Genomic DNA, 15,927 nt, shown 5'->3' with positions numbered 1-15,927 from the left:
ATGATCGCCAACCTTATCGCGCTGGCCGTCCGTGCGCGCTGGGCGGTCCTGTTCATCTTCCTGGCGATTGCCGGTCTTGGCCTGTGGCAGCTCACCAAGCTGCCGATCGACGCCGTGCCCGACATCACCAACAAACAGGTACAGATCAACACCGTCGATCGGCGCCTCTCGCCGGTCGAGATGGAAAAGCTTGTCACTTATCCGATCGAAACCGCGCTGGCTGGCATCCCTGGACTGGAGACGACCCGTTCGATTTCCCGCAATGGCTTTAGCCAGGTATCCGCAATATTCTCGGAAGGCACCGATCTCTATTTCGCGCGCCAGCAGGTAGGCGAACGCCTGACCCAGGCGCGCGATACGTTGCCCGACGGCGTACAGCCGCAGATCGGCCCGGTTACGACCGGTCTTGGCGAAGTCGTGATGTACACGGTCGAATATGCCAATCCTGACGGCAAAGGCGCGAAAATTGTGAACGGCCAGCCCGGCTGGCAATCGGATCGGAGTTACCTGACGCCCGAAGGCGATCGGCTGACGAATGCGGTCGAACAGGCCGGGTTCCTTCGCACCGTTCAGGACTGGATCGTCCGCCCACAGCTCCGCGCCGTTCCGGGCGTGGCCGGCGTCGACTCGATCGGCGGCTACGCCAAGACATTCGTGGTTGAACCAGATCCGGTGAAACTCTCGACCTACGGTATCTCGTATAGCGAGCTTGGCGAGGCGCTGGAGAACGCCAACCTCGCGGTGGGCGCGAACTACTATAACCGCGGCGGCGAAGGCTATTTGGTTCGGCTCGATGCGCGGGTTCGCTCGGTGGATGAAATCAAGAACGCCGTCGCCGCCACACGCGGCGGTGTTCCCATCACCGTTGGCCAGATCGCCAATGTCGAGAGCGGGGGCGACCTTCGCACCGGTGCGGGCAGCGTGAACGGCAAAGAAGCCGTCATCGGCACCGCGTTGATGCTTATCGGTCAGAACAGCCGCATCGTTGCGCAGGATGTCTCTGCAAAGCTCGAGCAGGTATCGAAGACCTTGCCGCCCGGCGTTACCGTCAAGGTGGTGCTCGACCGCTCGAAGCTGGTCAACGCGACGGTCGCGACCGTGCAGCGCAATCTGACCGAGGGCGCGATCCTGGTGGCGGTCGCGCTATTCCTGTTGCTCGGCAACTGGCGCGCGGCGCTGATCGCGGTGCTCGTTATTCCCTTCTCGTTCCTCATGATGGCAATGGGGATGAACGCCTTTCGCGTGCCCGGCAACCTGATGAGCCTGGGGGCTCTCGACTTCGGTCTTATCGTCGACGGCGCGGTGATCATCATCGAGAACTGTCTGGCGCGGCTAGCGCACCGGCAGGAACATGAGGGCCGGCTGCTCGCCCTTCGCGAGCGGCTTGAGGAGACCATGCGCGCCGCTCAGGAAATGATAAAGCCGACCGTTTTCGGGCAAGCAATCATCCTGCTTGCCTTTGCGCCGCTGCTCATGTTCACCGGCGTCGAGGGCAAGACGTTCTCGCCGATGGCAATCACGATCATGCTCGCGCTGGTCGCGGCCTTCATCCTGGCGCTGACCTTCGTGCCGGCCATGGTGGCGCTGCTCATTCGCGGCCGGGTCGCCGAGAAGGAAGTGTGGCTGATCCGCAAGAGCAAGGAGCGCTATCTGCCGCTGCTCGACAAGGCGATCGCACGGCCGTGGCCGTTCATCCTCGGCGGACTGGCCTTCTTTCTCGCCGCGGTGCCGGCGTTCGGATTGTTGGGCAGCGAGTTCATCCCGCAGCTCGACGAGAAGAATATTGCCCTCGCCTCGACCCGCGTTCCCTCGGTCAACCTCGAACAGTCGCTCGCTATGCAGCGACAGGTCGAGGCCGCCGTGAAAAAACTGCCCGAAGTCGAGCTGATGTTTTCCAAGACCGGCACCGCTGAGGTTGCGACCGATCCGATGCCGCAGAATATGTCGGACGGCTATATCATTCTCAAGCCCCAGGATCAGTGGCCCGCCAGCGTCCATACAAAAGCCGAGGTGATCGAGCGCATTGAGAAGGTGTCACGTGGTCAGCTCGGTCAAATCTATGAAATGAGCCAACCGATCCAACTTCGCTTCAACGAACTGATCGCGGGTGTTCGCGGTGACGTCGCCATCAAGCTCTACGGCGACGACCTCGACAAGATGGCGCAGACGGCCAGCGAGATGGTTCGCGTCCTGCAATCCATTCCGGGCGCGGGCAGCGTAAAGGCTGACCAGGTTGGTGGTGCGCCGACGCTCGACGTGAAGCTCGATCGCGCCGCCATTGCACGCTATGGTCTCACGATGCGCGAAGTGGCCGACACGGTTTCCGCGGCGCTCGGGGGCCGCGAGTCCGGTTTGCTCTATGAGGGCGACCGGCGGTTCGACATCACGGTGCGCGTGCCCGAAACCACGCGCACCAGCCTGGATGACATCCAGGCGCTGCCGGTGTTGCTTCCCGAGAAGGCCGGGCAAGCTCGCCAGCAAGTGCCGCTCTCGCAAGTCGCGCAGATTCGCGTCACCGAAGGCCTCAATGAGATCAGGCGCGAGAACGGCAAGCGCCGTCTCGCCATTCAGGTGAACTTGTTGGGACGTGATGCCGGGTCGTTCGTCGCCGAAGCGCAGGCCAAGATTGCACAGGTCAAACTTCCGGCCGGCTATTATCTCGAATGGGGCGGGCAGTTCCAGAGTCTGCAGGATGCATCTAAGCGGCTTTCGATCGTTGTGCCGCTCTGTTTCGCGTTGATCTTTGGCCTGCTCTACATGGCTCTCGGCAGCTTTGGACGCGCTACTGCGGTGTTCCTGGCGGTGCCCTTAGGATTGGCGGGCGGCGTGTTCACCTTGGCGCTCACCGGCATTGCATTCTCGGTATCAGCCGCTGTCGGCTTCATCTGTCTTGCGGGCGTCGCCGTACTCAATGGCCTCGTGGTGATGACAGCGATACGCGAACGGATCGAGGCAGGGTTTCCGCTCGCTCAGGCGATCCGCGACGGGATGGCCGAAAAGATGCGCGCCGTCGTCATGACCGGATTTGTGCCGGCGATCGGTTTCGTGCCGATGGCGCTCGCGCACGGCACCGGCGCCGAGGTCCAGAAGCCCCTGGCGACCACTGTTATCGGGGGCTTGGTTGCGGCTACCATTCTCACTTTGCTCGTTCTCCCCGCCATCGCCCGCGTGGTGCTTGGCTGGGGCGAACGCGTGGGCAAGCACCGCGATCCCGAGCCGGATGGCGGCGTGGCGGCGCATCCGACCCCCGAGCCGATCTCGACATGACACAGGAGGCGAGCATGAGCGAACATACCAAATTGCTCCGCATCTACACCGACGAGGCCGCCTATTACGGCGACCGCAAGGTGCTCGAGGTGGTCGCATCCAAGGCGCGTGACGCCAGACTCGCCGGCGTGACCGTGCTTGAGGCGCTTATTGGGTTCGGGCGATCGGCGCATCTTCATCGCAGGCATGTACTCGAAAGCGATCGAGCCGTGGTGATCGAGATCGTCGATTTCGACGCTCGTTTGCGGGCGTTCGTGTCGGACCTGTCCGACGTGCCAGGGATAGGATTGATGACGCTCGAAGCAGTGGAGGTTCTCGGGTCAGAGCTTTCGGTCAGCAGTATACAACCAGAGTGAGGTTTGGGATCAGGGTGAGGATCGTTCTTGGCGACTGATATTCCTTCCGCTTCGTCTCCACGGCCATCATTGCGCCGCTTTGCCCTGTTGCTCGTGCTGGTCGGGGCGGCAATGATTCCCGCCGTGATCCTGCGGATCGAAGGCTGGCGTCCCAACCCGCTGCTCGACACGTTCGTTTTCGGAGCGGCTATCCTCGCTGCGGGGTTCCTTTTGTCATGGGGCGCCGAGGCGGCCGAGAAGCGCATTTCGGCAGGGTTGATCGTGGCGATCGTCGCGCTGATCACCGTGCTCCCTGAATATGCCGTGGATTTTTACTACGCCTATTCGGCGGGCGCGAACCCCGGATCGAATTACGTCCATTATGCCGCGGCGAACATGACCGGCGCAAATCGGCTGCTCGTCGGCCTTGCCTGGCCGCTTCTGGTATTGCTTCACTGGCGGCGAACGCGGGATCGCGCCATTGAGTTACGGCCCGCGAACCGAACCGAAATCCTCTTTCTGCTTCTGCCAAGCATCTATGCCTTCGCGATCGTGGCGAAGGGCCGAATTTCACCCATCGACACCATCGTCCTTATCGCGCTGTTCGGGGTGTATATGTGGCGCGCCAGTCGGAAGGAAACTGGCGCAGACGCTGATGACGACGATGACGACGATGACGACGAGCCTGGCCCGGCCGCGGCGCTCATGCTGCTTTCACCCCTTCGCCAATGGTTAGCCATGGGAGCGCTGACGATCGTCGCAGCCGCGATTATTCTTGTATCCGCCGAACCTTTTGCAGAGTCGATGATCGACTCGGGCCGCCTTTTGGGGTTCGACGAGTTCTTGCTGATCCAGTGGCTCGCGCCGCTGGCCAGCGAAGCGCCTGCCGTCGTCGTGGCGGCGCTGTTCGTGCTGTCGGGCCGCGCCGCGTCCGGCCTCGCGACGATGATGTCCGACAAGATCAATCAATGGACTCTGCTAGTCGGCATGTTGCCGCTGGCGGTCAGCTTGGGCGCGGGGCATCTGACCAGCCTCCCGCTCGACACACGCCAACACGAGGAATTCTTCCTCACTGCCGCACAGTCGTTATTCGGTATCGGCTTGCTGCTGCGTCTTCGCCTCAGTCTGGTGGGTGCGGCGGCGCTCGCTACCCTTTTCGTCGCCCAGGTGGCTTTGGCGGTAATCTGGCAGGGTGACGAACTGCGTATCGTCAACAGTCTGACGTGGCTGGCTTGGGGCTATCTGGCGCTCGCGGCTGGCCTGTTCTTGACGAACCGCAAAGCGCTTGGCGCGCTTTTCAGGAAAACAGGCTAGTGAGACGGCCAGCGTCGTTGAACCGACACGGCCGGCCCGCCGGCAAACGTAGGAGGTGGAGTCGTTGTTTGACCAACTCGCCGCTCCGGTCCTCGACAGCCCAGCCTCTAGGCCGGGGAATACGCCGCAGCGCGAGGGTGAAGCCATGACGAGGGCTGCCACCTGGCTGGGCGCAGGGCTCGCCCTGACCGTGGACCAGGTGACCAAGCCGGCGGCCTTCGAGCTCGTTGCAAGCCACGGCGCGATACCCGTCCTCCCCTTCCTTACCATCACGTCCAGCATGAACGCCGGCGTTGCCTTCGGGATCGGCACAAGGGTGCATCCGATCCTGCTGATCGGGGTCGCGGCGACCGTCACGGCTCTTCTCCTCGCGATGATCCTGCGGTCGGCGAGTCCTCTCTACCGCGCCGTGCTGGGCATGATCCTCGGCGGCGGCATTGGGAATATCGCCGACAGGCTGCGATTCGGCGCCGTACGCGACTTTATCGACCTCCACTGGGGCGGATCTCACTGGCCGACGTTCAATATGGCAGATGCTTTCATCACCGTTGGCTTCGTCATCATGCTCATCGCCTGCGACGAGTCCAACGGGCATTTGAAGCCGCGATCCACCCGTTGCGGGAAGAACTGATGTCAGAAGCGGGGATGAATGAGGGAGCGCCACCCATGACAGGCCACTTCCTGTCGATCTACCGACAAGGCTTTGTGAGGGTCGCCGCTTGCTGCCCCCTCTGCAGGATCGCGGAACCGGCGTTCAACCTCGAGGAAACACTGAGGCTCGCCCGCAGAGGGAGTGATGAAGGGGTCGCGCTGATGGTCTTCCCGGAGCTCGGGCTGTCGGGCTATTCGATCGACGACCTCCTCCATCAGCGGGCCCTGCTCGACGAGGTCGAACGACGACTTCTGGAGCTGGTCGCCGAAAGTAGCGATCTCCACCCGGTCCTCCTCGTCGGGGCACCGCTGCGCCGTGAGGGGCGGCTCTACAACTGCGCCATCGCCATTCATCGGGGTCGAATTCTCGGCGTCGTGCCGAAGGGGCACCTGCCCAACTATCGGGAGTTCTACGAGAAGCGTTGGTTCGCCTCCGGGCGGGACGTGCGCGGCGAGATCTGCCTCGGAGGCGAGCCCGTTCCGTTCGGGATGGACCTCCTGTTCCAGGCGGAGGATGTCGACGGCCTGATCTTCCACACCGAGATATGCGAGGATGCCTGGGCGCCCGCCCCGCCCAGCGACTTCGGCGCGCTCGCCGGCGCGCTGATCCTGACGAACCTCTCTGCCAGCAACATCGTGGTGGGCAAGGCAGACACACGGCGACGCCTCTGCGAGGTCCAGTCCGGCCGCTGCTGGGCCGCCTACGTCTACTCGGCGGCTGGACACGGGGAGTCGACAACCGATCTAGCCTGGGATGGCCAGGCCTGCATTTACGAACTCGGGGCCCAACTCGCGGAGACGGAGCGCTTCAGCGCAGAGTCCCAGATGGCCGTCGCGGACATTGACATCGAGCGGCTGCAATTGGAGCGCATGCGGACCGGTACGTTCAACGAGGCGGCAATCGCCAACGGCATGCCGGACCGGCGCTTCCGTCGCGTGTCCTTCGTTCTCCAGCCGCCCGCTGGCGACTTGGGCCTGCGGCGACGCATCGATCGCTTCCCCTTCGTACCTAACGATCCAGCCCGGCTCGATCAGGACTGCTACGAGGCGTTCAACATCCAGGTGACCGGGCTCGCGAAGCGCCTTGAGACGACCGGAATAAGCAAGATCTGCATCGGCGTGTCCGGAGGGTTGGATTCGACCCACGCCCTGATTGTCGCGGCGAAGGCATTTGATCTGCTCGGGCGTGCGCGTACCGACATCCTCGGCTTCACGATGCCCGGCTTCGCCACCAGCAGCAGGACCAGGTCCAACGCGCATTCGCTGATGAGCGGGCTCGGGGTGACGGCCGAGGAAATCGATATCACGCCGCTGGCCAACCAGATGCTTCGCGATCTGCGGCACCCGTTCGCGAGCGGGGAGCCGGTCTACGACACGACCTTCGAGAACGTGCAGGCGGGGATCCGGACCGATCTCCTGTTCAGGGCCGCCAACCAGCGCCAGGGCCTGGTGCTCGGCACCGGCAACATGTCGGAGCTCGCACTCGGCTGGTGCACCTACGGCGTCGGCGACCAGATGAGCCACTACAACGTCAACGGCTCGCTTCCGAAGACCCTCATTCAGCACCTCATCCGGTGGACGGCGTCGAACCGGCTGTTCGACGCCCAAGTGACCGACATCCTGCTCGACGTGCTCGGGACGACTATATCGCCGGAGCTCATCCCGCAGGCATCCGAAGGCCAGTCGCAGAGTACAGAGGAAAAGATCGGCCCCTACGAACTCCACGACTTCTGGATCTACTATCTGACCCGATTTGGGCTGCGCCCCTCCAAGATCGCCTTCCTAGCAATGCACGCTTGGCAGGACGCCTCCGCGGGCAACTGGCCGCCGGGCTTTCCGGAGGACCAGAAGCGCTCCTATGATATACCTGCCATCCGCCACTGGCTCGACGTTTTCCTGCGCCGCTTCTTCGCCAACCAGTTCAAGCGATCCGCCCAGCCGAATGGGCCGAAGGTCACGACTGGCGGCTCGCTGTCGCCGCGCGGCGATTGGCGCGCGCCCTCGGACGCCAACGGCCAGCTCTGGATCGATGAGCTTTGCAACAACGTGCCCGAGGACCTCAACGCGGCGGACGTGTCTCCTCTGACGCAGGAACCACCTGCGGTAGCCGCGGAGGGCAGACCCATTGTCCGATGAAATCCGATACCATACGGCCCGGTGGCTGCGCACCGGCCGTCCGCACCTCGGGGCGCCCGGCGACATCGTCGTCCCGAGCACGGCGAAGAGGCAGCCCGACGTGGGTGCGACGGAGGCGCCGTTGCGGGGCGGCCCCCATCCAGGGCGCGGAGGGGCGGCGACGATCCATCGGCAGGCAAGCTGGAGCGAACGACAATGGCTGAGCATCCGAAGCCTTTGACCATGGCCGCAGAACGGTCGGGAATACGAAGGGAGGGCCGGGTGGGTCTTCCTGATGTGCGCAACGGTCCTGGGTGTCGCCACTTTGTGGCTTCCCGAACAGATTGAGCTGCCACGGGAAACTGCCCCGCGGCTCGCGTTTGCCGCCCGCGAAAGCCTCCTCGTAATGCTGTGGGTCGCCATCGGTGTCGGGATGGTGTCGACCATCCGGCGCTACTCGGCACATGACAATCCCGGCTCCGCCTTCGCTCCTCCAAGCGAGCGGCTGAGGGTGCCGCTCGCATTTCTTCAAAACACGCTTGAGCAGGCGACGATGACGAGCATCGCCTTTCTCGGGCTCTCCACCGTCGATGGCGACGCTCCGCTCGGCTTCATCACCGGCGCCGTAGTCCTGTTCGCGGCAGGACGGATCGAGGTGCGTGGCATGCCACTAAATGCCCAGTGTCGAAACCGGTCCAGCCTGAGCAAATATTCCGGGCGCATTGGCGGAAGCGCTTGACCTTTGGCTGAAAGATACAGTCCTCCGGCGACGCACCACAAACCTCATCAGGTTCGCCAGGTTTGACGCCAACGATACCGCGTCTGTCCCCAACGCGAACAGAGCTCCGACGATCAAATTATGGGCAAGCCAAAATGGAGCCCCCAGGAGGAAGAGCCCCTTCATACGCGTAGTCGATGTCTGCAAGCGCGCCAGACTACCCAGCGAGCTCCCCGTCAATGCCAGCGCAGACGGTATGCCGTGCCATGTCACTACCGAAAGGAAAGACAATATAATGAGGCTGGCTCCGTAGAGTCGCACGACGACATAGCGATCACGCACCGATGCCGAAACGACGAGCTGCGCGCAGGAAATGAGGCACGCGATCGCCGCCGTAGGAGATCCCAACATCAGAAAATACATCGCGAAGGCGGCAGCGCCTGCACTCTGAATTTGGACGACCTTTTTATAGTCGCTGAAAAACGGCCAGCTGATGACGCACAAAAGAGCCATGCAACCGAACGCGGTGGCAATCACGACGGCCCCCGCGCGGTTGTTCCTGTGTTGATCTGCGTGCCGCGCTCAGCTCTGTCTTTTCCCATAGCTGAAGCGTGAAGGAACGAGGTTAATTACGCTTTAATGGCCCTCATGAAATCGACCATTCAAGGCTTCTTTTGGATTGCTGTCACCTCACCCGCACTGCCAACAAGCGTGACATCAAAATCGACCTTGTCGCCGACCTTGGCGGCATCGGTGATCCCAGGCGCTGCCTTGAACGCCATCGTCATCGCCGGCCATTTGGCTTCCGGGATCGGGCCATGGTCGAGCGTGATCGTGCCTGCCGCCTTATCGATCTCCTTCACCGTCCCCTGTCCCTTGGCCTTGATCGCGGATGTCGCGGAGGGCGCCATTGCCATATTCGCCATATCGCCGCTCATCGCCGCATCGGGCGATGCCTGATTGGTCTCGGTCGCGATAGGTGCTTCCGCTTTTTTGCCGCACGCGGCGGTCAGGGCGGCGAGGCCGAGGGCGATAGTCAGTCGTGCATAGTTCATGGTCTTCTCCTTGCATGTTAGGCGGGTTGATGGGTGGGCTTGGTCTTGGTCTTGGGCTTGCGCAGCAGCAGATAGGCGGCGGGCAGAACGAACATGGAGAGCAGCGGCGCGGTCAGCATGCCACCGATCATCGGCGCTGCGATCCGGCTCATGACCTCCGAGCCCGCGCCCGAGCCGAGGAGGATCGGCAGCAGGCCGGCAAGGATCACCGCGACCGTCATTGCCTTGGGGCGGACGCGGAGAAGAGCCCCCTTTCGAACCGCCGTCTCGACCTGGCTCGCATCGGGATCGTGGCCGCGCTCTTCGAGCGCGTTCTTGAGGTAGATCAGCATCACCACGCCGAACTCGGCGGAGACACCGGCGAGGGCAATGAACCCGACCCCGGTCGCAACCGACTGGTTGAAGCCAAGGAGGTACAGCGTCCAGATACCGCCGGTGAGCGCGAACGGCAGCGTGCCCATGATCAGGGCAGCTTCGTCGAAGCGCCCGAAGATCATGTAGAGCAGCACGAAGATGATCAGCAGCGTCGCTGGCACCACCAGCTTGAGCTTGTCGATCGCCCGCTGGAGATATTCGAACTGGCCTGAGTAAGCGATGCTGACGCCCGGCGAGAGTCTGACCTGCTTCGCCACCGCCCTTTGCAGATCGCCGACCACCGAGGCGAGGTCGCGCCCGCGCACATCGACATAGACCCAGGTCGATGGCCGGGCATTCTCGGTCTTGAGCATCGGCGGCCCTTCGGCGATCGATATGTTCGCAACTGTACCGAGCGTGATCTGCTGCCCCGAAGGGGTCAGGACCGGCAGTGTCCGCAGACCCTCCAGGCTGTCGCGCAGTTCGCGCGGATAGCGCACGGTGATCGGATAGCGGGCCAGCCCCTCGACAGTCTCGCCGATCGTCTCGCCGCCGATCGCGCCCGAGACGATCGCCTGCACATCGGTGATGTTGAGCCCGAACCGCGCGGCGGCAGCGCGGTCGATATCGACATCGACATAGCGCCCGCCGGTCAGCCGTTCGGCGAGGGCAGAGGAAACGCCCGGCACGGTCTTGGCGACCGTCTCGACATCATGCGCGATGCGATCGAGCTGGGCGAGATCGGCGCCCGACACCTTGACCCCGATCGGGCTCTTGATGCCGGTCGCCAGCATGTCGATGCGGTTCCTGATCGGCGGCACCCAGACATTGGCGAGGCCGGGCAGCTTCACCGTGCGGTCGAGTTCGTCGACCAGTTTGTCCGGCGTCATTCCGGGACGCCATTGGTCGCGGGGCTTGAACTGGATCGTCGTCTCGAACATCTCCAGCGGCGCCGGATCAGTCGCGGTCTCGGCGCGGCCGGCCTTGCCGAACACGCTCTCGACCTCGGGCACCGTCTTGATCAGCCGGTCGGTCTGCTGGAGCAGTTGCGAGGCCTTGGCCGCAGAGAGGCCGGGCAAGGCCGAGGGCATGTAGAGCAGGTCGCCCTCGTCGAGATTGGGCATAAACTCACCGCCGAGCCGGGTGAGTGGCCAGGCCGTTGTCGCGAAGACCAGCGCAGCGATCACCAGCACCGCCTTCGGCTTTCGCATCGTCCAGTCGATCGCGGGGCGGTAGAGGTTGGTCAGCCAGCGGTTGACCGGATTGGCCTGCTCGGCTGGGATGCGGCCCCGGATCAACCACCCCATCAGGATCGGAACGAGGGTCACCGACAGGATCACGGCGGACGCCATCGCATAGGTCTTGGTGAAGGCGAGCGGCGCGAACAGCCGGCCCTCCTGCGCCTCCAGCGTGAACACCGGAATGAACGACAGCGTGATGATCAGCAGGCTGAAGAACAGGGCCGGGCCGACTTCGGCCGCGGCTTCGGTGACGACGATCCAGCGCATCTCGCCCTCGAGATGCTCGTCCGGATGATCCTGCTCCCAGCGCTCGATCTTCTTGTGGGCATTCTCGATCATCACCACGGCCGCATCGACCATCGCGCCGATGGCGATGGCGATGCCGCCCAGCGACATGATGTTGGCGTTCACGCCCTGAAACCGCATGACGACGAACGCGGCGAGCACGCCCAAGGGCAGGGTCAGGATCGCCACCAGCGCCGAGCGGACGTGCCAGAGGAACAGGCCGCAGACGATCGCGACGACGATGAACTCCTCAATTAGCTTGTGGGTGAGGTTATCGACCGCGCGATCGATCAGTTGCGAGCGGTCATAGACCGTCACGACGTCAACGCCGGGCGGCAGGCTTGCCTTCAGGGCGGCGAGCTTGTCTTTGACCGCTGCGATCGTTTCGCGGGCATTCTTGCCCGAGCGCAGGATCACGACGCCGCCGGCGACGTCGCCTTCGCCGTTCAACTCAGCGCTGCCGCGCCGCATCTCCGGACCGATCTGGATCGTGGCGACGTCGCCTAGCCGGACCGGAACGCCACCGCTTGCTGTCTTCAACGGGATCGCCCGGAAATCGTCGAGCGTCTTCAGATAGCCCGAGGCGCGGACCATATATTCGGCTTCGGCCATCTCCAGCACCGAGCCGCCCGACTCCTGGTTGGCTTGTCTGATCGCCTGGACTGCTTGTTGATGGGTGACGCCGTAGGCAGCGAGCTTCACTGGATCGAGCAGCACCTGATATTGCTTCACCATGCCGCCGATGCTGGCGACCTCGGCGACGCCGGTCACGGTTTTCAGCTCGTAGCGCAGGAACCAGTCCTGAAGCCCGCGGAGCTGCGACAGGTCATGCCGGCCGCTCCGGTCGACCAGCGCATATTCATAGACCCAGCCGACGCCGGTCGCATCGGGACCGAGCGCGCTACGCGCGCTCGCCGGCAATCGTCCCTGCACCTGGTTGAGATATTCGAGCACACGGCTGCGCGCCCAGTAGAGGTCGGTGCCGTCCTCGAAGATCACATAGACGAAGCTGTCGCCGAAGAAGGAGTAGCCGCGCACCGTCTTCGCCCCTGGCACCGACAACATGGTGGTGGTGAGCGGATAGGTGACCTGGTTCTCGACGATCTGCGGTGCCTGGCCCGGGTAGCTGGTGCGGATGATGACCTGCGTGTCGGAGAGATCGGGCAGCGCGTCGATCGCGGTCGATCGCACGGCCCAGACGCCCACGCCGATGAGGGCCAGTACGCCGATCAAGACGAAGAAGCGGTTCCTGACCGACCAGCGGATGAGATGAGCGATCATTGGCCCGCCACCTTGGTCATACGTCGTATCGTTGGCCCCGCGGGAGGCCGGTCGAAGCCGAAGCGAACGCGGTCCCCTGTCTTCAGGCCACGCGGAATCTTCGGATCGGGAAGCTGGAACGTCATCGTCATCGCCGGCCAGCCAATCGCCGGCACGGGCTCGTGGCTCAGCGTCACCGAATTGGCGGTGATCTGTTCGATCTTGCCGACGGTCTCGTAAAGCGTTCCCGTAGCCGCGGGCTTCGCGGCGGCGGTTGGCGTGGCAGCTCCGATTGGCCGCGCTTCGACACCGGACAAACTTGCCTCGGAATCAATCAGGAACTGGCCCGAGGCGACAACCTTCTCACCTTCGGAGAGCCCGGCGAGGATTTCGGTGTCATCGCCGGATTCCCTTCCGATTTGCACCTCTGCGGGTCGGTAGCGGCCCTTGTCGAGGGCCAGCATCACCAAGGTCCGCTTGCCGGTGCGGATCAGCGCTTCGGAGGGCACAAGTAACGCCGGTTGCGTGGCTCCACCGAACGAGACGGTAGCAAACATGCCGGGACGCAGACGTCCTCCGCGATTGGGCAGCTCGATCCGGACAGTAAGGGTGCGGCTGTCGGCCTGAGTCTCGGGCAGGATCGCCGAGACACGGCCCGACAAGGTCTCGCCAGGAAAAGCGGCAAGCGTGGCCTGCACGGTTTGTCCGGGTTTGAGCGGACCGGCGATCGCCTCGGGTACAGCGGCATTGAGCCAGACCGTGCCGAGGCCATTGACCTCCGCGAGCGTCTGGCCTGCCATCATGGTCATGCCCGCCCGCACGTTCAATGTCTTGATGACCCCGCGGGTGGGCGTAGAGATTGTGATGACATTGTGCGGCCGTCCCGCTCGCTCGACCGAGGCGATCGTGCCCGACGACATGCCGAGCAGCATGAGCCGCTGGCGCGCGGCCTGGGTCAGCGCCGCGTTGCCGGTGCGGCGGACCGCAAGGAATTCAGCCTGCGCGCCGCCCCATTCCGGCACCAGTAGGTCGGCAAGAGGTGCCCCTGCCCCGATGATGTCGCCAGGTGCGCGCGCATAGACGCGCTGGACGAAACCTCCAGTGCGTGCCTGGACGACTGCGATATCACGCTGATTGAAATCGATCGTCCCCGTCGCGGTCACGCTACTCGCCAAAGCGCCACGTCGGACCAGGACGGTGCGCAGCCCGAGCGCCTGAGACGCGGAAGGATCTATTGAAATCCCCGGCGCTGCCGAGCCTGCCCCCGCCTCATCTGCATAGCGGGGGATCGTCTGCATCCCCATCGACGAAAGGCCGGGACCGTCATGATGTTCGGCCGGGATCATCGGGTCGTACCAATAGAGAATCTTGCGCGCGGCGGGCTTCGCGCTCTCCGGATCGTGCGAACCTTCCCATTGTTGGGCCACGGTAAAACCGATCCCGCCAGCAGCGAGCGCAAGAAGAGCAGCGGCACCAAGAAGGCGGCTGCGGGTAATTGTAACTTGGCTCATCGCGGTGCGCTCCCGTAAGTAAAGTTCAATCCGGCTCCGTCCGCTGCGACCTTGGCTTCGCGATCAACGGTCGTCAGGGTGGCATCGGCGAGCGCGGCAAAAGCGTCCGCGACGTCAATCAGACTGGCGCGGCCCGCACCATAACTCGCTGTTTCCAACTTCACGCGCTGCTCGGCGAGCGGTTGCAGCGTGCCCTGCGCGCGCATCCACTGCTCATGATGCATGACATGGTCGGCGATATCAGCGTCAAGGTCGGCGGCAAGCGTGCGCCGCGCGGCCTCGCGTTCGGCCAAGACCCGCCCGGCACTGGCCTGGGCCGCCGCGATCCCGGCATTCTGGCGATTGCGGGTGAAGAACGGCAGGCTGACCGTCACGCCGGCCGAGATAAAGTCGCCGAAACGGGGGTCGCGGCGTTGATAGGCCAGGTTGACACCGAAATCAGAGCGCCGACCGGCGTCGGCCACACGCACATCGGCATCCGCCTGGTCGGCCTGGGCATCGATCATCTCGATGGTGGGATGGTGATCAAGGCCGGCACGCAGCTTGGCGGCATCGACCGGGAATTCAGGGATTGGTCCAGCGATCTCAGGCGCGGGATCGCCTGTCCAGCGGGTCAGCGTCGCGCGGGCGCGCGCCACGTTGGAGACCAGTTCGCTGCGGCGATCCTGCATCGCCGCGACCGCCTGCTGACCGGCAAGCGTCTGCGCCGGCCGTGCGTTGCCCGAGGCGACAGCCCCCGGCGTCGTTCCCACCACGCGCTCGAGCCGGGAGAGAACATCGTCGAGAGCGGCAAGCCGGCGTTCGGCGTAGGCGAGATTGATCCAGGCAAGCGCGGTGCCCACCTCGACGGTGCGCGCCTCGACCGCGGTATCGGCCTCGGCCACCTTGATGTCGCTATCGGCGCGCGCCTGCTGGGCATGGCGCTTGGCGAGGTTGGGAATGTCCTGGGACACGCCGACCCGCGCCATGGTGAAATCGTCGCGATTGGGCTCGAACGCGAGCGGTCCCGAGATCGGGAAGCTTTCGACGCTCACGCCGAGCGTCGGATCAGGCAGAGCTCCGGCCGCGCCGCGCGCGTAACGCGCGGCATCGGCGCCGAGCGCCTTGGCCTTGATCGACGGGGCTTCCTGTCGGGCGCGCTGGAGCGCAGCTTCGAAGGTGAGCGGACCGGCGAATGCAATGCCGGGGATCGCCGCAAGAAGCGGCGCGCAAAGAAACAATCGCATGGAAAACTCCTGATCGGAGGGTCAGGCCGGCATCGCGCAATATGACAGGCATGTCAGTGGCGGCGGGATGGGGGGCATCCCGCCGCCACTGCTGGCCTAGCCGTCTATGCGACCTGTAGCGGCCAGAACCTGTGCTTAGCCGGCCGAAGGGGTCGACGAAGGCTGTGCCATGCTGTGCATCTGCTTCATGCAATCAGCAGCGTCTGTGCTGCTCATCTTCATCATGTCGCAGTCGCAAGTCGCCACTTGCGTGGCATCAGGCACCCAGACGCGCCGCTGGGCCGGTCCCGTGGCACGCGGGCCATATTGCGGGACCGACTTCCACTCATAGTGGCCGGACTGTTGGCTGTGGTTGGGCTGGCCGGCGAATGCGGCGCCAGGTGCGGCAAGGGCTACGCCGAGCAGGGCATAGAAAACACGGTTTTTCATGACTGTAATCCTTTGGCAAAACATCGTGGTAGCCGCAGATCAGACGGGATTGTAGATTTCCGCTGAGAATTGACCCGGTAGGGGCATAAATTTCCATTGAGAATTGACCCATGTTTGAACCCGCCCCTGGCTGACCAGTCTGGGGTATCGGGAGTGATCGACATGG

At 63.8% G+C, this 15,927-nt stretch carries 12 protein-coding genes; 6 read left to right on the top strand and 6 right to left on the bottom strand.

Annotation, left to right across the window (positions count from 1 at the left end):
- From ACP7BL_RS16130 to ACP7BL_RS16105, 6 genes are all read left to right on the top strand, one after another.
- Nucleotides 1–3,267, top strand: a complete 3,267-nt coding sequence (locus ACP7BL_RS16130) for an efflux RND transporter permease subunit (RefSeq protein WP_010405552.1) — start codon at nt 1–3, stop codon at nt 3,265–3,267.
- 14 nt (nt 3,268–3,281) lie between these two features.
- Nucleotides 3,282–3,623: a DUF190 domain-containing protein gene (locus tag ACP7BL_RS16125; protein WP_010405551.1), complete on the top strand. Its 342-nt coding sequence runs from the start codon at nt 3,282–3,284 to the stop codon at nt 3,621–3,623.
- Between the two features lie 27 nt (nt 3,624–3,650).
- Nucleotides 3,651–4,916: a sodium:proton exchanger gene (locus tag ACP7BL_RS16120; RefSeq protein ID WP_245535557.1), complete on the top strand. Its 1,266-nt coding sequence runs from the start codon at nt 3,651–3,653 to the stop codon at nt 4,914–4,916.
- Nucleotides 4,917–4,980: 64 nt separating this feature from the next.
- Nucleotides 4,981–5,547, top strand: coding sequence for a signal peptidase II (gene lspA / locus ACP7BL_RS16115; protein WP_126849018.1), 567 nt, complete (start codon nt 4,981–4,983; stop codon nt 5,545–5,547).
- Nucleotides 5,548–5,582: 35 nt separating this feature from the next.
- A complete protein-coding gene (locus ACP7BL_RS16110) occupies nt 5,583–7,703 on the top strand; it encodes an NAD(+) synthase (RefSeq protein ID WP_081988567.1) in 2,121 nt (706 codons plus the stop codon).
- Nucleotides 7,704–7,977: 274 nt separating this feature from the next.
- On the top strand, nt 7,978–8,421 hold the full coding sequence (locus ACP7BL_RS16105; protein WP_010405543.1) for an MAPEG family protein: 444 nt from the start codon (nt 7,978–7,980) through the stop codon (nt 8,419–8,421).
- Here ACP7BL_RS16105 and ACP7BL_RS16100 read toward each other — a convergent pair.
- From ACP7BL_RS16100 to ACP7BL_RS16075, 6 genes are all read right to left on the bottom strand, one after another.
- Entirely contained in the window at nt 8,353–8,937 is a 585-nt protein-coding gene (locus ACP7BL_RS16100; protein ID WP_269430243.1) for a YgjV family protein, read from the bottom strand. The two genes, ACP7BL_RS16105 and ACP7BL_RS16100, sit on opposite strands and share 69 nt — an antisense overlap.
- A gap of 125 nt (nt 8,938–9,062) precedes the next feature.
- Nucleotides 9,063–9,455: a copper-binding protein gene (locus ACP7BL_RS16095; protein ID WP_010405537.1), complete on the bottom strand. Its 393-nt coding sequence runs from the start codon at nt 9,453–9,455 to the stop codon at nt 9,063–9,065.
- A 17-nt stretch (nt 9,456–9,472) separates the two neighbouring features.
- Nucleotides 9,473–12,616 carry an efflux RND transporter permease subunit gene (locus ACP7BL_RS16090; RefSeq protein WP_426258816.1) on the bottom strand — a complete coding sequence of 1,048 codons (3,144 nt, stop codon included), beginning with the start codon at nt 12,614–12,616 and terminating at the stop codon, nt 9,473–9,475.
- A complete protein-coding gene (locus ACP7BL_RS16085; RefSeq protein WP_010405530.1) occupies nt 12,613–14,106 on the bottom strand; it encodes an efflux RND transporter periplasmic adaptor subunit in 1,494 nt (497 codons plus the stop codon). Before ACP7BL_RS16085 ends, ACP7BL_RS16090 begins: the two co-directional genes overlap by 4 nt.
- Nucleotides 14,103–15,332, bottom strand: coding sequence for a TolC family protein (locus tag ACP7BL_RS16080; RefSeq protein ID WP_066112623.1), 1,230 nt, complete (start codon nt 15,330–15,332; stop codon nt 14,103–14,105). The genes ACP7BL_RS16085 and ACP7BL_RS16080 overlap by 4 nt, the downstream gene beginning before the upstream one ends.
- Before the next feature lie 135 nt (nt 15,333–15,467).
- A complete protein-coding gene (locus ACP7BL_RS16075; protein WP_033965547.1) occupies nt 15,468–15,761 on the bottom strand; it encodes a hypothetical protein in 294 nt (97 codons plus the stop codon).
- Between the last annotated feature and the right edge of the window lie 166 nt (nt 15,762–15,927).

This window comes from Sphingomonas sp. DC1600-2, assembly GCF_049897605.1.
Taxonomy (GTDB): Bacteria; Pseudomonadota; Alphaproteobacteria; order Sphingomonadales; family Sphingomonadaceae; genus Sphingomonas.
Note: the sequence above shows the minus strand (reverse complement) of the source record. Positions and strands in the feature narration are given on the sequence as shown.